This window comes from Actinoplanes ianthinogenes (genome assembly GCF_018324205.1).
Lineage (GTDB): Bacteria > Actinomycetota > Actinomycetes > Mycobacteriales > Micromonosporaceae > Actinoplanes > Actinoplanes ianthinogenes.
Window position 1 is genome coordinate 2,777,048 of the sequence record NZ_AP023356.1, and the last position, 20,375, is coordinate 2,797,422.

8 protein-coding genes and 1 pseudogene are annotated in these 20,375 nt (G+C 73.4%); all 9 read right to left on the bottom strand.

Features of this window, described 5'->3' with window-relative positions; translation table 11 throughout:
• Positions 1-852: 852 nt before the first annotated feature.
• Complete coding sequence (locus Aiant_RS12665) at positions 853-1,596, bottom strand: thioesterase II family protein (RefSeq protein ID WP_425322692.1); 744 nt, start codon at positions 1,594-1,596, stop codon at positions 853-855.
• Between the two features lie 2 nt (positions 1,597-1,598).
• Complete coding sequence (locus tag Aiant_RS12670) at positions 1,599-2,888, bottom strand: methylaspartate mutase (RefSeq protein ID WP_189336530.1); 1,290 nt, start codon at positions 2,886-2,888, stop codon at positions 1,599-1,601.
• Positions 2,885-3,313, bottom strand: coding sequence for a cobalamin B12-binding domain-containing protein (locus Aiant_RS12675; protein WP_212847060.1), 429 nt, complete (start codon positions 3,311-3,313; stop codon positions 2,885-2,887). Before Aiant_RS12675 ends, Aiant_RS12670 begins: the two co-directional genes overlap by 4 nt.
• Positions 3,314-3,355: 42 nt before the next feature.
• Complete coding sequence (locus Aiant_RS12680) at positions 3,356-4,609, bottom strand: type III PLP-dependent enzyme domain-containing protein (RefSeq protein WP_189336531.1); 1,254 nt, start codon at positions 4,607-4,609, stop codon at positions 3,356-3,358.
• Positions 4,609-6,099 (bottom strand): class I adenylate-forming enzyme family protein, encoded by a 1,491-nt coding sequence (locus tag Aiant_RS12685; RefSeq protein WP_189336532.1) that lies wholly within the window; start codon positions 6,097-6,099, stop codon positions 4,609-4,611. Before Aiant_RS12685 ends, Aiant_RS12680 begins: the two co-directional genes overlap by 1 nt.
• A complete protein-coding gene (locus tag Aiant_RS12690) occupies positions 6,096-7,652 on the bottom strand; it encodes an AMP-binding protein (RefSeq protein ID WP_229831431.1) in 1,557 nt (518 codons plus the stop codon). The genes Aiant_RS12685 and Aiant_RS12690 overlap by 4 nt, the downstream gene beginning before the upstream one ends.
• Complete coding sequence (locus Aiant_RS12695; RefSeq protein WP_189336533.1) at positions 7,649-7,897, bottom strand: acyl carrier protein; 249 nt, start codon at positions 7,895-7,897, stop codon at positions 7,649-7,651. Before Aiant_RS12695 ends, Aiant_RS12690 begins: the two co-directional genes overlap by 4 nt.
• Before the next feature lie 32 nt (positions 7,898-7,929).
• Complete coding sequence (locus Aiant_RS12700) at positions 7,930-8,793, bottom strand: ACP S-malonyltransferase (RefSeq protein WP_229831432.1); 864 nt, start codon at positions 8,791-8,793, stop codon at positions 7,930-7,932.
• A 235-nt stretch (positions 8,794-9,028) separates the two neighbouring features.
• Positions 9,029-20,347, bottom strand: a pseudogene (locus Aiant_RS12705) (SDR family NAD(P)-dependent oxidoreductase); the annotation flags it as partial.
• Positions 20,348-20,375 lie beyond the last annotated feature (28 nt).

Sequence of the window (20,375 nt, forward strand, 5' to 3'; positions counted from 1 at the left end):
GGCCATCAGCACCAGCCGAGCGTGGCGAGCTGGTCCTGACCGCCCTAACACGGGACCGGAAAGGGCCACCAGCACCAGCTGAGGGGGACGAGCTGGCCCTGACGGCCCTAACACGGAACCGGAAAGGGCCATGAGGACCAGCCGGGCACCGAGACCGACGAGCTGGTGCTGACGGCCCTAACACGGAACAGGGAAGGGCCGTCAGGACCAGCCGAGGGGGACGAGCTGGTCCTGACGGCCCTATCACGGGACCGGGAAGGGCCACCAGCACCAGCCGAGCGGGACGAGCTGGTCCCGACCGCCCTAACACGGAACCGGAAAGGGCCACCAGCACCAGCCGAGCGGGACGAGCTGGTCCCGACCGCCCTAACACGGAACCGGAAAGGGCCACCAGCACCAGCCGAGCGGGACGAGCTGGTCCTGACCGCCCTAACACGGAACCGGAAAGGGCCATGAGGACCAGCCGGGCACCGAGACCGACGAGCTGGCACCAGTGGCCCTATAACGGAACCGGAAAGGGCCACCAGCACCAGCCGAGCGGGACGAGCTGGTCCTGACGGCCCCAACACGGAACCGGAAAGGGCCACCAGGACCAGCCGAGGGGGACGAGCTGGTGCTGACGGCCCTAACACGGGACCGGAAAGGGCCACCAGGACCAGCCGAGGGGGACGAGCTGGTGCTGACGGCCCTATCACGAGACCGGGAAGGGCCACCAGGACCAGCCGAGCGGGACGAGCTGGTGCTGACGGCCCTAACACGGGACCGGAACGGGCCATGAGGACCAGCTGGGGGACGACGAGCAGCGCCAGCCTGGGGACGGGGCTGGCGCTGTGGGCGTACCGAAATAAGGGGTTATCGGGTGAGATGGGTTCGGAGGAGGTCGATGATCTTGGGGGCGTGGTCGTTGAGGTAGAAGTGGCCGCCGGAGAAGACGCGCAGGGCGAACGGGCCGGTGGTGCGATCCGCCCAGGGGCGGGCCTCGGGCTCGCTGACCTGGTCGTCCAGGTCGCCGATCAGGGCGGTGACCGGGCAGCTCAGCGGCGGCCCGGGCTGGTATCGATAGGTTTCCGCGGCCCGGTAGTCGGCGCGCAGGGCCGGGAGGACGGTGCGCAGGATCTCCTCGTCGGCCAGGACGGCCGCGTCGGTGCCGCTCATCCGGGCCAGGTCGGCGATCAGGCGGCGATCGTCGGCCAGGTGCATGCCCTCGTCGCGGACCCGGGTCGGCGCGCCGCGGCCGGAGACGAACAGGCCGGTCAGCTCGACGCCGGGCAACCGGCGGGCGACCTCGTAGGCGAGGCTGGCGCCCATGCTGTGGCCGAAGAAGGCGACCGGGCGGTCCAGCCACGGTTCGACCTGCGGGACGATCATCTCGGCCAGCGAGATCAGGTCGCCGACGCACGGCTCGTGCCGGCGGTCCTGCCGGCCGGGATACTGCACGCCCAGCACCTCCACGTCCGGTGACAGGGCGCGGGAGACCGGGAAGAAGTAGGACGCCGACCCGCCGGCGTGCGGGAAGCAGACCAGCCGGGCGGGCGCGGACGGGGCCGGGTGGAAGGAGCGGATCCAGGCGCTGGTGTCGACCATCGGAGGCGAGATCGTCATGTCGGGGCTCCTGCTGGGGCGGTGTCGAAACAGCGGCGGACATAGGACAGGTCGTCGAGCAGGCCGGCTGAGGTGAGCGCGCGGGGGCGGCGGCGGGCGCGGGGCAGCGGCATCGAGCCGGTCTCGGCCCAGCGCAGGCGGCCGTCGTCGTCGAGGTAGCTGCGGGTCCGGCCCATGTTGTCCGGGTGCAGGCAGTACGGCACGTCCAGGATGCCGTGGCGGAACGCGGCGAGCAGCGCCCGGCCCAGGTCGGCGTCCAGGTTCAGCACGGCGTGCACCAGGGCGGCGGCTTCGGCGTACGTCTCGGAGTCGACCCCGGCGTCCAGCCGGACCGTGGACCGGACCGCGCCGGCCCGTTCCAGGGCGGTGACGTTCTCGGCGACGGTGGGGATCCGCCGGGCCTCGGCCTCGGTCTTGACGATGAGGCGTTCCGCGCCGGTCGTCACGGCCAGCTCGGCGGCGCGCTCCAGCAGCCGGTACGCCCCACCCGGGGTCTCCGGGTACATCCCCATGTAGGCGTAGACCACGACGTGCCAGTTCCGGGTGGGCAGCAACTCGGCGCAGAGCCGGCGCAACGCGAGCAGCGCCTCGACGTCCTGCTCGAAGCTGGTCTGCTGGGCGTAGCTGACCGACAGGCTGCGGATGCCGTGCTGGTGGAAGAAGAGCGCCTCGAGGACGCTGATCGCCACCAGCTGCCCGGGCGGGCAGAGCTGACCCATCATGCAGCCGCCGAACGTCTCCAGATGCGGTTCGATCCCCTGCTCGCGCAGGCCGGCGAAGAGTTCGGCGCCGCGCCGCCAGTTGGTCACCGACTCGGCCAGCGGGGTCCGCCCGTACGGCAGGCAGTACGACACCGGCCCGCCCTCGGTGGCGTTGAGGCGCAGCCCGGTCAGGGCCGCGAAGATGTGCCCCGGCACCGCGGAGCCGTGCCGCACCTGGATCGGGAAGTCGTCGGCGCGGACCCCGTCGAGCAGCGCGCGGGTGACCGCGGGCGGATGGTTGACGATCGGGTAGCCGTTCAGCGGCACGCCCTCGGCCAGCGCGCGGTCGGCGGCGCGCAGCTCACCGACGCGGGTGTAACTGTCCAGCGTGACGGTGCCGACCGTGGTGGCCCGCGCCGCGCGGGTGGCGAGCAGGCCGGCCCGCATCCGGGCCGGGTCGCTGAACCCCATCCGGGGCTGGACGACCAGCCGGCCCCGGCCGCCGCGGCGGCGCACGAACTCCCCGAAGTCGACCGGCGGGGAGTCCGTGGCGCCGCCGCGGCTCGGTGTGTCGCCGAGGCTCATACCGGCACCCCGACCCGGTCCGGCAGCGACCGGAGGAACTGCCCGAAGTCGGCCGGGGCGGGCGCCCCGTCCTCGAAGACCTCGGTGTATCCGGCCTCGCGCAGGTCGTTGCGGTAGGAGCCCTCGGCGACGCCGAGCTTGCCGCCGATCACCACCGGGAGGTCCCGGAGCTCGGGACAGTCCCGGACCGCGCGGATCACCCGCCGGCCGTCCTGATGGCCGTGCCCGTTGACCGAGGAGATCACGACCACGTCGGGCCGCAGCTCCCGGCACTCCTTGACCAGCAGGTCGTCGGGCACGCAGGGGCCCAGGTTGGTGACCGCGTAACCGTGCTCCTCCAGCAGCAGCTGGAGGTAGACCAGGTTCCAGGTGTGTGAGTCGGAAGCCACGGTGGAGACGATCGCCAGGTGGTTGCCGTTGGTCACAAGGACTCCTTCAGGGAGGTCGTGGTAATTCGGGATGTGTTGTCACATCCGCACGCGGGGACCCTCGCCGACCGACCAGGTGCGCTCGTGCTCAATCCGGGAGACGGAGAGCACCTCCGTGCCGCGGATCACCACCTCGGTCGGCGCCGGCCGGCCCAGGAACATCAGCAGGCTGGCGGTGGGCCCGTAGGCACCGGCGTTCGGGATTGCCACGGTGTCGCCGATCTCCAGATCGGGCAGGGCGATCTCCCGGCCGAGCACGTCGCCCGGCGTGCACAGCGGGCCGACCAGGCTGGCCTTGTGGGTCGGCTCGGCGTCCGGCTGCACCGCGACCGGCAGCAGCCGGCCCAGGCCGGACATGCCGCCGAAGGTGTTGATGCCGGCGTCGGCGATCACGAAGCCGCGGCCCCGGCTCTCCTTGATGTTGACCACCCGGGTGACCAGCGTCCCGGACGCGCCGACCAGGTAACGGCCGGACTCGCAGGCGATCCGCGGACTGCCCTCGCGCCAGTCCGGGAAGTGCAGGTCCAGGGCGGCGGCCAGCTCGGCGCGCAGCTTCGGGTACGACGCCCGGGGGCCGGGCACCGCGTACGGCACCGAGAACCCGCCGCCGATGTCCAGGAACCGCATCGGCAGGTCGTGCTCGGCGGCCAGCTCGGCCGCCACGCTCAGCGTGTGCTGGAACTCGCCGATCAGGCTCTCCTCGTCCCGCGCGTTGCTGAGTGGGAAGAAGTGCAGGCCGGCCAGTTCGGTGCCGGGGACCGCGCGCAGCCGGGGCATCAGCTCGGCGAGCGTCTCGCTGTCGATGCCGAACTGCGACGGGGTGCCGGTCATCCGGATGCTGGTGGTGGCCGACGCGGACACGTGGTTGATCCGCAGCAGCGCCTGGGCCACGACGCCGTGCCGGAGCGCGGCCGCGCCGATGTGCTCCAGGTCGGTCAGCGACTCGACGGAGAACATCCGCACCCCGGCCGCGATCGCGGTGTCCAGCTCGCCGTCGGTCTTGCCCGGCCCGGTGTACAGGGTCAGCGCCGGGTCGTGCCCGGCCGCGATCGACACGGACAGCTCGCCGGTGGAGCTGATCTCGGTACGGCAACCGTGGTCCGGCGTGCCGCGCAGCGCCCGCAGCAGTTCCGGGTGCGAGTTCGCCTTGACCGCGAAGAACAGCTCGAACTCCTCGGGCAGCGCGCCGAGCAGCTCGTCCCGGGCCGCCTCGACCTCGTCCAGGTCGTAGACGAACAGCGGGGTGCCGTACTCCGCGGCGAGCCGGTCGGCGACGTCCTTGGGCAGGCTCATCAGTCTGTCCCTTTCAGCATCTCGAGGAGTGCCTGCCGGGCGTTCTTGCCGTGCAGGGTGAGCGGGAAGGTCTCCAGGACCCGGCAGGCGGCCGGCACCTTGGCCGGTTCCAGCCGGATCGCCAGCTCCTTGATGACCACCTTCGGGGCGAGATCGGACTCGACGAAGACGGTCAGGTCGTAGCCGTCGCCGGGCGGCACCGCGGCGGCGGCCCGCACCCCGGCGATGTCCATCGCGGCGGCCTCGATCTCGGTGGTGCTCATCCGGATGCCGCGGCGCTTGAACATGTCGTCGCGGCGGCCCTCGAAGTACAGGTAGCCGTCGGCGTCGACGTTGCCGTAGTCGCCGGTGTGCAGGCGCAGCGCGCCGCTGCCGGTACGCCGGAACGTCTTCTCGGACAGCTCGGGCAGCCGCCAGTAGCCGGGCATCACGTGCGGCCCCTCCACGCAGATCTCCCCGACCTCGCCGGTGGGCACCTCCACCCCGTCCGGGCCGAGGATCCGCACGGTGGTGCCGCGGAACGGGCGGCCGACCGACTCGGGACGGTCCCGGTCCTCCTCCGGCGGCATCACGGTGATCCGCTTGCACTCGGTCTGGCCGTACTGGCGGACCACCCGGACCCCGGGGAACGTCTCGCGCAGCGCCTCGATGGTGGCGGCCGGCAGCGCGGCGCCGGTGTTGCTGATCAGCCGGACCGGCGGCATCGGATCGGTGGAGCGCTTGGCCAGCAACGTGATCATGGTGGCCAGCGACGGGACGATCGGGACGACGGTGGTGCCGGTCTCCCGCATCCGGCGCAGCAGCACCAGGTCCGACTCGTTGTCGGCGAGCACGATCTCGGACCGGCCGAGCGCGCAGAGCAGCACCTTGTAGAGGCCGTAGTCCCAGGAGAGCGGGAAGCGGCAGAACACCACGTCGTCCGGGCGGTAGTCCATCTCCGCCTGGATCGCCCGGGAGGCGAAGGTGACCTGGGCGTGCGGGGCCATCACCGCCTTCGGGCGGGCGGTGCTGCCGGAGGTGTAGATCAGCGCGGCCAGGTCGGTGGGCTGGACCTGGGTGGTCTGCGGCGAGCGCGGGCCGCGGGAGATGTAGAGCGTCTCCAGCGCGACGTCGTCGAAGTCGTGCACCGGGGCGAGGCCGAGCTCGCGCAGGTTGGGGGCCAGCTCCGGGGTGGCGATGATCAGCGTCGGGTCGGCGTCCTCGACCACCTGGGACAGGTGGTACTGCTTCATCGACTTGTTCAGCGGGACGAAGACGGCGCCGGCCCGGGACGCGCCGTAGAACATGGCGACCAGCTCGATGCGGGTCGGCGACTGCACCACGACCCGGTCGCCGGGGCTCACGCCGTGCGCGCGCAGCCAGGTGGCGAAGGCGTGCGCGCGGTTGGCGAGCTGGGCGTACGACCAGCGGGTGGTGGCGTCCCGGACTGCCCAGCGGGTCGGCGAGTCGGCCTCCGCCGCATCGAGGAGTTCGTGGACCAACTGGTTCATGACCGCTCTCCTGTCCCGAGCTGGGTGGTCGCCTCGGCGGTCAGCCGCAGGCGGTCGATCTTCTTGTTGGTGTTCAGCGGGAACTCGGTGACGTGGCGGTAGTGCTTCGGGATCATCTGCGCCGGAACGGTCCGTCCGATGTGCCGGGCCAGCACGGCCGGCGATTGGCGAAGGCCGGTGTAGAAGACGAGCAGTTCGGTGGTGCCGCCGACCGCCGCGCCCACGGTCACCGCGTCTTCCACGCCGGGGCAGGAGCGCGCAGCGTGATCCAGCTCGCCGAGCTCCACCCGCAGGCCGTGCACCTGAACCTGCGAGTCGGCCCGGCCCAGATAAACGAGTTCGCCGGCCACCTCGCGGACCAGGTCACCGGTCCGGTAGTAGGTCCGTCCGTCGATCTCCAGGTAACGGCCGGCTTCGTGTCGGGGGTCGAGGTAACCGGCCGAGACCTGCGGACCGGCGATGTACAACTCGCCCTCGATGATCAGCTGGTGGTGACCTTCGTGCAGGTGGCCCAGGGGCACCACCCCGTTCACGCCGACAGCCGTGGACACCGCCGGTGACCAGGTGTGCCGGTGCGTGGTGATGGTGATCTCGGTGGGGCCGTACACGTTGACCACCGAGGAGTGCGGCGCGGCGGCCTGCCAGTCGGCGGTGTCGGTCCAGCGCAGCGCCTCGCCGCCGAAGTAGGTCCAGCGCAGCGTGGGCATCGCGTTCGCGGTCAGCTTGCCGGTCCGGCGGACCAGGCCGATCGTGCTGGGCGCGGAGAACCACACGGTGACGCCGTGCTCGGCGACGAAGCGGGGCAGGTCCCGGTAGTGCGGGCCGAGGACGGCGACCAGCCGGGCGCCGGCGCCCCACGCGCACCACAGGTCGGAGACGGCCGAGTCCCAGTTGAGGTTGGCGGCCTGGGAGAACACGTCGTCGGCGGTGAAGTCGTACCACCGGTCCATCAGGTCGAAGTAGTGGGTGAGGTTGGCGTGGCTGAGCCGGACACCCTTGGGCGTGCCGGTCGAGCCGGAGGTGAACAGGATGTACGCGATGTCCTCCGGCCGCGACCGCCACGGGTGGTCCAGGCGGTGCGCCGGGTCGGTCACGATCGGCCGGGTGACCTCGGCGTCCCCCGCGGCCACCAGGGTCGGCAGGTCGACGCCGTGCTCGCGCAGGGCCGGGAGCAGGGCGGCGCCCTCGGCGTCGACGATCAGCGCCCGGACCCCGGCCGCCCGGATCATCTCGACCAGGCGGGCGGCGGGGAAGCCGGTCAGCATCGGCGCCACGGTGGCCCCGGCATAGAGACAGGACAGGATGCCGAGGTACGCCTCCACGCCGCGTCCCGCCAGCACGGCGACCGGCGCCGGCCGGGGCAGCACCCGGCGCAGCGAGCCGGCCCACTGCAGCGCCAGCTCGTGCGCCTCGGTGTAGGTGACCGTGCGGTTGCCGGCCTGAACGGCCGTACCGTAAGGGTTGATCGACACACCGCGGGCGAAGCGGGCCTGGAGCCCGGAAGCGGCCTGGATCACCGCTCCCGGGACGGGCGCCATGTCGAGCGTCGTCATGAGACCGGCTCGACCATCTTCGACACGCTTTCCCAGAGGGCGCCCGGGGTGGCGAAGGTCTGCATGTTCAACATGTCGTCGAGGAAGCGCACCTGGTATTCGGCCTCCAGAACACCCATCATCTCGATGATTCCCATCGAGTCCAGGCCGAGGTCGCGGAGGCTGGTGTCCGGTTCGAGCTGCTCGTCGGCGTCCAGGAACGGAACGAACCGGCGCAGGATCTCCTCGAAATTGGCGTCCCACATGTCACTGGCTCCTCTGTCGTAAAAAATGGTCATCAGGCCGCGACACGGCGGCGCGCTTGCATCACGGAGCGCGGGTTGGCCCCGACGACGGTGAAGGCGGTGGTGGTGCAGGGCACCCGGGTGAACAGGCTGTCGGCGCCGGCCACCCGCAGCGTGCCGACGCCGAGGCCGCGCAGCGTGGCGACCACGTCCGGCCAGCGCACCGGCTGGACGAAGCCGTCCAGCAGCCACTCGCGGACCTCGGCCGCCGTGCCGCGCAGGCCGCCGTCCAGGTCGGCGACGAGCGGCAGCTCCGGGTCGGTGAATCGCATCCCGGCGACCACCTCGGCCTCCGCCCGGCGGCGCAACTCCCCGAACGCGCGGGAGTGCATCGGCGGGCGCAGCGTGTACAGCGGCAGGCCACCGATCGACCGGAGTCGCTGGGACAGCCACTCCAGGCGGTGCTCGCGCAGCGACAGCATGGTGAAGTCGTCGTCGACGTAGCAGGAGATGTCGTACCACTCGCCGGCCTCGTCCAGCTCGGCGAGGATCTCGGCGAGCCGGTCCGGCGCGGTGCGGGCGAAGGACTGGGTGACCACGTCGGTGTGGTGGGTGGCGAAGTAATCGGTCATCAGCCGGGCGAACCCGGCGGTCATCCGGACCGCGTCGGCGAAACAGAGCGACCCGGCCCAGACGGCGGCGGCCTTGCCGCCGAAGCTCGGGCCGGTCACCGCGGCCGGCCGCCGGTCGTCCTGGTCGGCGTGCCAGTCGGCCAGGGCCAGGCAGTTCACCAGGAAGGCGAGCTGCGCGACCTCGCTGTAGTCACCCGGGGTCTCGCGGTAGCGGCGGACCAGCGAGTAGCCGAGCACCTCGTCCGCCTCGGCGACCCGGCGGCGGGCGAAGGCATTGCCGACCATGAACCGGGAAACCTCGTCGAATGACGTCGGACCCATTCCGGGGAATACCAATGCCGTCTCGTTACGGATTTCCTGGGACATGTCCTCGATCCCCATTCGAGTCAACTCTTACATTTCAATTTTCCGCTGGTTGAGGGGCGGATATAAGCCCCTAGCGCCCCTATCGCGGAAGCCATTCATCGACGGCCGCGGCGGTCGTCTCCACATCGGATTCGACCAGCGTGAAATGGGTGCCCGGCACGGTACGGACGGCGTCCGCCCCGTCCCAGGTGGCCTGCCACGAGCTGTCCCCCGGCGCCTGCTCCACGAATGAGTCGGCGGCCTGCACGAACAGCACCGGGGCGCTGATCGGCGCCTTCTCGAAGCCGGGCAGCAGGTCGACGTACCGGCCGAAGGCGGAGAGCTGGGCGCTGTCGAACGGGCCGAAGGTGACCTCCTTCTCCGGGATGGCCATCGCCATGTGCCCGAAGATGCCGTCGTTCTCCGCCCGCACCGGATAGCTGTCCAGCAGCACCACCCCGGCGACCGGCACCCTGTGGTGTTCCAGGTGCGCCGCGACGGCGTGGGCGAGCAGACCGCCGGAGGAGAAGCCGAGCAGCACGAACGGCTCGCCCTCGGCCGCCGCCAGCACGGCGGCGGCGAGCACCCGGACCGCGGCGCCGAACGAGGCCGGCACCGGTTCGCCACGCCCGAACCCGGGGGTGGGCAGCGCGGTGACGTGCCGTCCGCCGGTCAACCGGGCCGCGAGCCGGGCGTGCTGGTGCACCCCGCCGGCGATGGTCGGTGTGCTCAGGCAGATCAGCCGGGGCAGCTCGCCGGTGCCGGCCGCCAGCGTCACCGGCGCCGGCAGCGGCGAGTCGACCGGCCCGTCGAAGGCCGGGCGCAGGTCGGCGACCGACTTCAGCATGGTCAGCCCCGGTTGCAGCCGGCCGGCCAGCACCGCGTCCAGGAACAGCTGGTAGAGCGTGTCGACCGGCGCCGCCGGGCGGCTCGTGCCGGCCGCCGCGAGTCCCGGCTCGGCCTGGACCGTCCGGGCCAGCTCGGCCGGGGTCTTGGCGTCGAACACCGCCATCGCCGGCAGCGACAGGTCCAGCGCCGCGTTGATCCGGTTGCGCAACTCGACCGCGGTCAGCGAGTCGAACCCGGTCTCCAGGAAGCCGCGCTCCGGCTCGACGTCCTCCGGGCCGCCGTGCCCGAGGATCTCCGCGGCCCAGACCCGGATCAGCCGGGTCAGCTCGGCCAGCTGCGTCTCGCCCGACATCGCCCGCACGTCGGACTCGGTGCGCACCGGGGTGGCCCGGCGGCGCACCGGCGGCACCAGGCTGCGCAGCAGGGCCGGCAGGTCGTCGGCGCGTTTGCGCAGCGCGGCCCGGTCGACCGGCATCGGCACCAGGTGCGCCCGATCGCTCGCCACGGCCCGGTCGAACAGCTCCAGCGCGTCCGCGGTGGGCAGCGCCGGCAACCCGAGCCGGGCCATCCGCTGGAAGTGGCCGTCGTCCATCAGGCTGGTCAGCCCGGTGTCCGCCTGCCACAGGCCGTAGCTCAGCGCGGTGGCCGGCCGCCCGGTCGCGTGCCGGTGCGCGGCGAGCGCGTCCAGGTAGACGTTCGCGGCGGCGTAGTTGCCCTGCCCGGCCGCGAGCACCAGCCCACCGGCCGAGGAGAACAGCACGAACGCGGTCAGCGGCAGGTCCGCGGTGAGCTCGTGCAGGTGCCGCGCGGCGTCCGCCTTCGGCCCCATGACCCGGCGGACCTGCTCGGCGGTGAGGTCCGCGACCAGACCGTTCGAGGCGACCCCGGCCGCATGAACGATTCCGGTCAGCCCGCCGCCGATCCGCGCCAGCAACCCGGCCACCGCGTCCCGGTCCGACACGTCGCACGCGACCGCTTCCGCGGCACCGCCGAGATCCGCGAGGCGCGCGATCAGTTCCGGTGCGCCCGGCGCCTGCGGACCACGCCTGGAGGTCAGAACCAGTTTCCGTACGCCATGAGCACGCACCAGATGCTCGGCCACGAGCGCGCCCAGTCCCCCGGTGCCTCCCGTGATCAGCACGGTGCCGTCCGGTCCCCACACCGGCTGGTCGCCCGTCTCGACCGCGGCCGGCGTGAGCCGCGGAACCAGCAGCTCCCCGCCCCGCAGGGCGAGCTCCGGCTCACCACCGGCCAGCACCCGGCCGAGGATCGCGTCGGTCACCTCGCCGTCGCTGTCGAGCAGCACGAACCGGTCCGGGTTCTCCGCCTGCGCGGCCCGGATCAGCCCCCACGCCGGTGCGACCGCCAGGTCGACGTCCTCGCCGGGCCGGACCGCCACCGCGCCGCGGGTCAGCACGACCAGCTTCCGGCCTCCCGGCGTCCCCTGGATCAGCTCCAGAGCGGCGACCGTGGTGTCTCCCGGCTGCGTGCCGGTCAGCTCGGTCACCACCGTGTCCGCGATCGCCACCGGCTCGACCGCTGCCGCCGGCGTCCAGGTGATCTCGAACAGCGCTTGGTCTGCGGTGTTCTTGCCCAGGTCGGCGGCGACCGGCCGCAACGTCATCGACCGCACCGACGCCACCGGGACACCGGATTCGTCGGCCAGCTCCAGCGACACCGCGGTGCCGCCGGTCGGTGCCAGCCGCACCCGGACCGCGTCCGCCCCGCTGGTGTGCAGGGCGACGCCCTCCCAGGAGAACGGCATCAGCGTGCCCGGGTCGCTGTCGCCCTCGCCGAGCGCGCCGAAGCCGAGTGCGTGCATGGTCGCGTCGAGCAGCGCCGGGTGGATGCCGAACTGGCGCGCCTGCGCCCGGGCCTGCTCCGGCACGGCCACCTCGGCGTACACGACACCGTCGCGCCGCCAGGCCGCGCGCAGGGCGCGGAAGGTGGGACCGTATCCGTAGCCACGGTCGTGCAGGGTGTCGTACAGGTCGGCGACGTCGACCTGCTCGGCGCCCGGCGGCGGCCAGGCGGTCAGGTCGGCCGGCGCGGGCCGGTCCGCCGCGGTGGTGAGGAAACCGGCCGCGTGCTGTGCCCACTCCCCCTCGTCCCCGGCCCGGGAGTAGACGGCGACCGGGTGCCGCCCGGCACCGTCCGGGCCGTCCACGACCACCTGGACGGTGACCGTGCCCCGGCCCGGGAAGACCAGCGGCGCTTGCAGGGTGAGCTCGTCGACCAGGTCGCAGCCGACCTCGTCGCCGGCCCGCAGCGCCAGCTCGACGAAGCCGGTGCCGGGCAGCAGCACCCGGCCGAGCACCTCGTGGTCGGCGACCCACGGCGTGCCGTCCACCGACAGGCGGCCGGTGAGCACCACCCCGCCGGAGCGGGGGGCGGCTACGACGGCGCCGAGCAGCGGGTGCCCGGCGGGGGCCACGCCGATCGCGGCGGGGTCGCCGGACGGCTCGTCGTCGAGCAGCCAGAAGTGGCGGCGGTCGAAGGCGTAGGTGGGCAGGTCGGTCTTGCGGGCACCGGTGCCGTCGAAGAGGCGGGCCCAGTCGAGCCGGACACCGGCGGCGGCCAGGGTGGTCACCAACTGGTGTTCTTCGGGGCGGGTGCGGTGTTGCAGGCCGAGGAAGGTGGCGTCGTCGGTTATCTGGCGGCCGAGGCCGGTGAGCGTGCTGTCCGGGCCGACCTCCAGGAACGTGGTGACGCCGCGGTCCAGCAGGTCGGTCACGACGTCGTGGAAGCGGACGGTGGTGCGGACGTGATCGACCCAGTAGTCGGGGTCGGTCACGTCGCCCTTGGTGATCAGCGGAATCGTCGGGTCGGAAAATTCGAGAGATTCGACGATTTGCCGGAATTCGGCGAGCATCGGCTCCATCAGGTGCGAGTGGAACGCGTGCGAGGTGTTCAATCGCGTCGCCTTGACACCCAAAGCGGCGACCACGGACTCGACCGCGTCGGATATACCGGACAAAACCACCGCGGAAGGCCCGTTGACCGCCGCGATGTCGACGCCCGGGATGAGTGCGATGGCGCTTTCGGGTGCCGCGACGGCGACCATGACGCCGCCTTCCGGGAGCGCCTGCATCAGCCTTCCGCGCTCCGCGACGAGGCGACCGGCGTCGTCGAGCGAGAGGACGCCGGCCACGTGAGCCGCGGCGATCTCGCCGATCGAGTGCCCGGCCAGGTAGTCGGGCCGGACGCCCCAGGATTCGAGGAGCCGGTAGAGAGCGACCTCAAAGGCGAAGATGGCGGGCTGGGTGTTGACCGTCCGCGCGAGTTCGTCGGCGTCAGTGCCCCAGGCGATGTCCTTGACCGCCGCACCGGCCGCGTCGAACGCGGCCGCGAACACCGGGAACCGTTCGTACAGGTCACGGCCCATTCCGAGCCGCTGTGAGCCCTGCCCGGTGAACAGCATCGCCACCGTCCCGGCCGGCACCGGCGAGCCCACCGACCCGAGGGCCGCGATCAGCTCGTCCCGGTCCCGCCCGGCCACGACGACCTGGTGGTCGAGCGCGGCCCGGGCCGACACCGTCGACCAGCCCACGTCCAGCACCGACAGATCCGGCCGGGCGATCAGGTGCTCCCGCAGCCGCTCCGCCTGCCGCGCCAGCCCGTCCGCCTTGCGAGCGTGCAGCACCACCGGCGCCACCACGTCACTCGGCCGCGGCGCGGCGACCGGCACCGCGAGCGGCGCCTGCTCGATGATCACGTGCGCGTTGGTGCCGCTGATCCCGAACGACGACACCGCCGCCCGCCGCGGCCGGTCCACCGCCGGCCAGTCGACAGCCTCGGTGACCAGCCGGACGTTCCCGGCCGACCAGTCCACCATCGGCGACGGCTCGTCCACGTGCAGCGTCTTCGGGACCACCCCGTGCCGCATGGCCTGCACCATCTTGATGATCCCGGCGACCCCGGCAGCGGCCTGAGTGTGCCCCATATTCGACTTGATCGATCCCAGCAGCAGCGGCCGGTCCGCGGGCCGGTCCTGGCCGTACGTCGCGAGCAGCGCCTGCGCCTCGATCGGGTCGCCCAGCGTGGTCCCGGTGCCGTGCGCCTCGACCACGTCGACCTGGTCCACGGTCAGTCCCGCCCCGGCCAGCGCCTGCCGGATCACCCGGCGCTGCGACGGACCGTTCGGCGCGCTGAACCCGTTGCTCGCGCCGTCCTGGTTGACCGCCGAGCCCCGGATCACCGCGAGCACCTCGTGCCCGTTGCGCCGCGCGTCGGAGAGCCGCTCCAGCAGCAGCAGACCCGCGCCCTCGCCCCAGCCGGTGCCGTCGGCGCCGCCCGCGAACGACTTGCACCGCCCGTCCGGGGCCAGCCCGCGCTGCCGGCTGAACTCGACGAACATCGCCGGGGTGGCCATCACCGCGACGCCGCCGGCCAGCGCCAGGGAGCACTCGCCGGAGCGCAGCGACTGCATCGCGAAGTGCAGCGCCACCAGCGACGACGAGCAGGCGGTGTCGACGCTGACGGCCGGCCCCTCCAGCCCCAGGGTGTACGCGATCCGCCCGGACACCAGCGAGCCGCCGGTGCTGTCCACGCCGTAGTCGTGGTACATCAGCCCGGTGAACACGCCGGTCGACGAGCCGCGCAGCGCCTGCGGGTCGACCCCGGCCCGCTCCAGCGCCTCCCACGCGGTCTCCAGCAGCAGCCGCTGCTGCGGGTCCATCAGCACCGCCTCGTTCGGGCTGATCCCGAAGAACGCCGGGTCGAACTCCGCGGCGTCGTAGAGGAAGCCGCCCTCGTTGGCGTACGTCTTGCCCGGCCGCCCGGGCTCCGGGTCGTAAACGCCCGGGTCCCAGCCGCGGTCGGCCGGGAACTCGCCGAGCGCGTCGACCCCGTCGGCGACCAGCCGCCACAGGTCCTCCGGCGAGGCCACTCCGCCCGGGTACCGGCAGGCCATGCCCACGATGGCGATCGGGTCGTCGTCCTTGGCGACCGGCGCCTGCCGGACCGCGGGCAGCGGCTCCTCCTGCGTACCGGCGATGGTCTCCAGGATGTGCCGGGTGACCGCGAGGGCGCTCGGGTGGTCGAAGACCAGCGTCGGCGACAGCCGCAGGCCGGTCGCGGTGTTCAGCACGTTGCGCAGCTCGACCGCGGAGAGCGAGTCGAAGCCCAGGTCCTTGAAGGCCCGGTCGGCCGCGACCGCGTCCGCCGAGGCGTGCCCGAGCACGGTGGCCACGGTGCCGCGCACCACCTCCAGGACGGTCGCCTCGCGCTGCGCCGGGTCCAGCCCGGCCAGCTGCCGGGCCAGCGAGGAGCCGCTGCCGGCCGGCGCGGTGGTGCGCCGCCGAGCCGGTGCCAGGCCGCGGAGCAGCGCGGGCAGGTCGTCGGTGCGCTTGCGCAGCGCGACCCGGTCGACCGGCACGGCCACCACGGCGGCCCGGTCGTCGCCGATCGCCCGGTCCAGCAGCGCGAGGGCGTCGGCGGTGGGCAGCGCGGGCAGGCCGAGCCGGTCCATCCGCTGGAGGTGGCTGTCGTCCATCTGGCTGCTCATGCCGGTCTCGGCCTGCCACAGCCCGTAGGCGACCGCGGTGCCCGGCAGGCCAGCGCGCCGGCGGTGCTCGGCGAGCGCGTCCAGGAACACGTTGGCGGCGGCGTAGTTGCCCTGCCCGGCCGCGAGCACCAGCCCGCCCGCCGAGGAGAAGAGCACGAAGTTCGTCAGCGGCAGGTCCGCGGTCAGCTCGTGCAGCAGCCAGCCCGCCCGGACCTTGGGGGTGAAGACGGTGGCGATCTGCTCGGAGGTCAGGTCCGCCGCCATGCCGTTGGCCGCGACGCCCGCCGCATGAACAATTCCGGTCAGCCGGTCCCCGATCCGCGCCAGCAACCCGGCCAGCGCCGCCCGATCCGACACGTCACACGCGACCGCTTCGGCGTGACCGCCGAGATCCGCGAGGCGCGCGATCAGTTCGGGTGCGCCCGGCGCGTCCGGACCACGCCTGCTTGTCAGAACCAGTTTGCGTACGCCGTGAGCCCGCACCAGATGCTCGGCCACGATCGCCCCGAGCCCACCGGTGCCACCCGTGATCAGCACCGTCCCGTCCGGGTCCCAGGCACCCCCGGTGACCGACACGGTCCCGGCGACCGACACGGTCCCGTCCACGCCCCCGGTGCCCCCGGTGACCGACACGGTCCCGTCCGGGCCCCCGGTGCCCCCGGTGACCGACACGGTCCCGTCCACGCTCCCGGCGCCCCCGGCGACCGACGCAGTCCCGTCCACGCCCCCGGCGCCCGCGAGTCCCGCCGGGCGCGGCGCGAGCCGGGGCACGACCACCTGCCCGGCGCGCACCGCCAGCTCGGGCTCCCCACCGGCCAGTGCCTGGGCGAGGATCCCGTCGGTGACCTCCCCGTCGGTGTCCAGCAGCACGAACCGCTCCGGGTTCTCCGCCTGCGCGGCCCGGATCAGCCCCCACACCGGGGCGACCGCCAGGTCGATCTCCTCGTCGGGCAGCACCGTCACCGCGTGCTGCGTCCGCACGACCAGCCGCGAGCCGGCCAGCCGAGGCTCGGCCAGCCACGCCTGCACCAGCGCGAGCACCTCGGTCGTCACCGCCAGCGCCCGCCCCGGAACGTCCCCGTCCAGCGAACCCACCAGCTGGCCCTGGTGGCCCTTCCCCGGCTCGGGAGAGGGCCGTGACGGCCAGCCCGCAACTGCCAGCTGGTCCTGGTCGCCCTTCCCGGGCTCGGGATAGGGCCCTGACGGCCAGCCCGCAACTGACGGCTGGTCCTGGTGGCCCTTCCCGGGCTCGGGATAGGGCCGTGACGGCCAGCCCGCAACTGCCAGCTGGCCCTGGTCGCCCTTCCCCGGCTCGGGAGAGGGCCGTGACGGCCAGCCCGCAACCGACAGCTGGCCCTGGTCGCCCCTCTCGGGCTCGGGATAGGGCCGTGACGGCCAGCCCGCGACTGACGGCTGGTCCTGGTGGCCCTTCCCGGGCTCGGGATAGGGCCGTGACGGCCAGCCGGGGATGGGGACGATCACCGTGGGCGGTGTCTCGTCCGATTCCAGCAGCGCGCCCAGACCCGCAGCGGAGTCGAGCGTCACCCAGGTGGCGCTGCCGGCCACCACGCCCGGGGCGGGCAGCCAGTCGATGCCGAACAGAGCCTGGTCGGCGCCGGACGGGGCCGGTGCGAGCTGGGCCGGCGACACCGGCCGGGAGACCAGCGAGTCGACGGTCAGCACCGGACGGCCCTGCTCGTCCGCGACGCTGAACGACATGCTGTCGGTGGTCGGCGTGACGATCCGGACCCGGACCGCGGCGGCGCCGGCCGCGTGCAGCGTGACCCCGCTCCACGCGAACGGCAACAGCGTCTGCTCGTCCGCGGCCGTCTCGCCCCGGTCGCCGAGCATCGCAGCGTGCATCGACGCGTCCAGCAACGCCGGGTGCACACCGAACTCGGCCGCCTCGTCGTGCGCGGCGGCGGGCAGGGCGACCTCGGCGAACAGTTCGTCGCCACGCCGCCAGGCGGCCCGCAGTCCCTGGAACATCGGGCCGTAGGCGTACCCGATCTCCAGCAGCTGGTCGTAGGCGCCCTCGACGGCGACCGGCTCGGCGCCGGCCGGCGGCCAGACGCTCAGGTCGGCGGGCGGCGGCCCGGCCGCGGCCGCGCCGAGGATCCCGGCCGCGTGCTGCACCCAGGGCTGGTCCGGGCCGTCGGCCCGGGAGAAGACCTCGACGGTACGGCGACCGCCGGCGTCCGGGCCGCCGACGACGACCTGGAGCGCGGCGCCCCCGTCCGGCGCCAGCACCAGCGGGGCGCGCAGCGTGAGCTCCTCCAGGACGGTGCAGCCGGCCTCCTCGCCGGCCCGCAGGGCCAGCTCGACGAAGCCGGTGCCGGGCAGCAGCACGCTGCCGAGCACCTCGTGGTCGGCGACCCACGGGTGCCGGTCCAGGCTCAGGCGTCCGGTGAGCACGATGCCGCCGGACTGCGGGGCGGCCACCACCGCGCCGAGCAAAGGGTGCTCGAACCGGGTCAGGCCGGCCGCGGTGAGCCGGCGGGCGGCGCCCCCGGTCCAGGCGTCGCTGAAGTCCCACTCCTCGATCCAGAACCACTGCTGGTCGAACGCGTAGGACGGCAGGTCGACCGGCTGCCCGGCGGGCAGCAGGGCGGTCCAGTCCACCGGGACGCCGCGGGTCCAGGCGGTGGCCACCCCCGTGAGCAGCTCCCGCTCCTCGGACCGGTTGCGCCGTTGCAAGGCGACCACGGCCAGGCTCTCGTCGTCCAGCGTCTGCCGGGCCATGCCGGTGAGCACCGCGTCCGGGCCGACCTCGAGGAACGTCCGGACGCCGGCGTCGCGCAGGGTGGTCACCGCGTCGGCGAAGCGGACCGCCTCGCGGACGTGTCGCACCCAGTAGGCCGGGGTGGCCAGCACCGCGGGGTCGGCGACCGCGCCGGTCACGTCCGAGACGATCGGGACGGCCGGCGGGTGGAACGCGATGCCGTGCAGCGCGTCCGCGAAGTCCTTCAGCATCGGCTCCATCAGGTGCGAGTGGAACGCGTGCGAGACGTTCAGCCGGGTGGAGCGGACGCCCAGCTCGGCGATGATCCGGTCGACCGCCCCCGCGGCGCCCGAGACGACCACCGCGTTCGGCGCGTTGACCGCGGCGATGTCCACGGCCGCGTCGAGCAGCGGGCGGACCTGCTCCTCGCTCGCGGCCAGCGCGGCCATCACCCCGCCGGCGGGCAGCGCCTGCATCAACGTGCCACGGGCCGCGACCAGGGCGGCCGCGTCGTCCAGCGAGAGCACGCCGGCCACGTGCGCCGCGGCGATCTCGCCGACCGAGTGCCCGGCCAGGTAGTCGGGCCGGATCCCCCACGACTCGATCAGCCGGTAGAGGGCCACCTCGAACGCGAAGATGCCGGTCTGGGTGTAGACCGTGCGGGCCACCAGTTCGGCGTCGGCGCCCCAGAGCACGTCGCGCAACGGCCGGTCCAGGTGCCGGTCGAGCGCGGCGAGCGCGGCGTCGAACGCGGCGGCGAAGACCGGGAACCGCTCGGCCAGCTCCCGGCCCATCCCGGGCCGCTGCGAGCCCTGCCCGGTGAACAGCACCGCGGTCCCGCCCCCGGTCACCGTCCCGGTGATCGCCGGAGCGGCGCCGGTCAGCCCGGCCACCACCTCGTCCCGATCGGCGCCGAGCACCACGGTCCGGTGGTCGAACGCCGCCCGCCGGGTGACCAGGGCGTGCGCGGTGTCCGGCAGCGACGCGCCGCCGGTGAGCAGGGCGGCGAGCCGCTGCGCCTGGGCCGGCAGCGCCGTGGCCGACTTGGCGGTGACCGCGACCGGCACCAGGGTGTGCCCGACCGGCACGACCGGCACGACCGGCTCCTCGTCCGGCGCCTGCTCGATGATCACGTGCGCGTTCGTCCCGCTGATGCCGAACGACGAGATGCCGGCCCGGCGCGGCCGGTCCACCTCCGGCCAGGCGACCGCCTCGGTGAGCAGCCGGACGTTGCCGGCGTCCCAGTCGACGACCGGGGTGGGCGTGTCCACGTGCAGGGTGCGCGGCATGACCCCGTGCCGGATCGCCTGGACCAGCTTGATGATCCCGGCGACGCCGGCCGCCGACTGGGTGTGCCCGATGTTCGACTTGATCGACCCGAGCCACAGCGGCCGCTCGTCCGGCCGGTCCTGGCCGTACGTCGCCAGCAGCGCCTGCGCCTCGATCGGGTCGCCCAGCGTGGTCCCGGTGCCGTGCGCCTCGACCAGGTCCACCTGGTCGGCGGAGAGCTGTGCGCTGGCCAGCGCGGCCTTGATCACCCGGCGCTGGGACGGGCCGTTCGGCGCGCTGAATCCGTTGCTGGCGCCGTCCTGGTTGACCGCCGAGCCGCGGACCACGGCGAGCACCCGGTGCCCGTTGCGGCGGGCGTCGGTGAGCCGCTCGACGACCAGCACCCCGACGCCCTCGCCCCAGGAGGTGCCGTCGGCGGCGCCGGCGAACGACTTGCACCGGCCGTCCGGGGCCAGCCCGCGCTGCCGGCTGAACTCGACGAACACCTCCGGGGTGGCCATCACCGCGACGCCGCCGACCAGGCCCAGCTCGCACTCGCCGGAGCGCAGCGCCTGGATCGCCCAGTGCAGCGCGACCAGCGACGACGAGCAGGCGGTGTCGACCGTGACGGCCGGGCCCTCCAGGCCCAGCACGTACGAGACGCGGCCGGAGGCGTTCGCGCCGGTGCTGTTGTTGGCCGCGTAGTCGTGGTACATCATCCCGGCGAAGACCCCGGTCGAGCTGCCCTTGAGCGTGGCCGGGTCGATGCCGGCGTGCTCGAACGCCTCCCACGAGGTCTCCAGCAGCAGCCGCTGCTGCGGGTCCATCAGCAGCGCCTCGTTCGGGCTGATCCCGAAGAACGCCGGGTCGAACCGGCCCGCGTCGTGCAGGAAGCCGCCGTTCTTGCTGTAGGTGCGGCCCACCACGCCCGGCTCCGGGTCGAAGACGCCGTCGACGTCCCAGCCCCGGTTGTCCGGGAACTCGGTGATCGCGTCCACGCCGTCGGCCACCAGCCGCCACAGGTCGTCGGCCGAGGCGACGCCGCCCGGGTAACGGCAGGCCATGCCGACGATCGCGATCGGCTCGCGGGCCGCCGCGGCCAGCTTGCGGTTCTGCGCCCGCAGGCGCTCGGTCTCCTTGAGCGACGCGCGAAGCGCCTGGACCACCTTGTCCGCC

What these genes read in the sequence shown, in the direction of transcription:
- Aiant_RS12680 (WP_189336531.1), bottom strand. Translation starts at nt 4,609, where the DNA reads ATGAGCCTGCCCAAGGACGTCGCCGACCGGCTCGCCGCGGAGTACGGC.
- Aiant_RS12670 (WP_189336530.1), bottom strand. Translation starts at nt 2,888, where the DNA reads ATGAGCCTCGGCGACACACCGAGCCGCGGCGGCGCCACGGACTCCCCG.
- Aiant_RS12685 (WP_189336532.1), bottom strand. Translation starts at nt 6,099, where the DNA reads ATGAACCAGTTGGTCCACGAACTCCTCGATGCGGCGGAGGCCGACTCG.
- Aiant_RS12700 (WP_229831432.1), bottom strand. Translation starts at nt 8,793, where the DNA reads ATGGTCGGCAATGCCTTCGCCCGCCGCCGGGTCGCCGAGGCGGACGAG.
- Aiant_RS12690 (WP_229831431.1), bottom strand. Translation starts at nt 7,652, where the DNA reads ATGACGACGCTCGACATGGCGCCCGTCCCGGGAGCGGTGATCCAGGCC.
- Aiant_RS12695 (WP_189336533.1), bottom strand. Translation starts at nt 7,897, where the DNA reads ATGTGGGACGCCAATTTCGAGGAGATCCTGCGCCGGTTCGTTCCGTTC.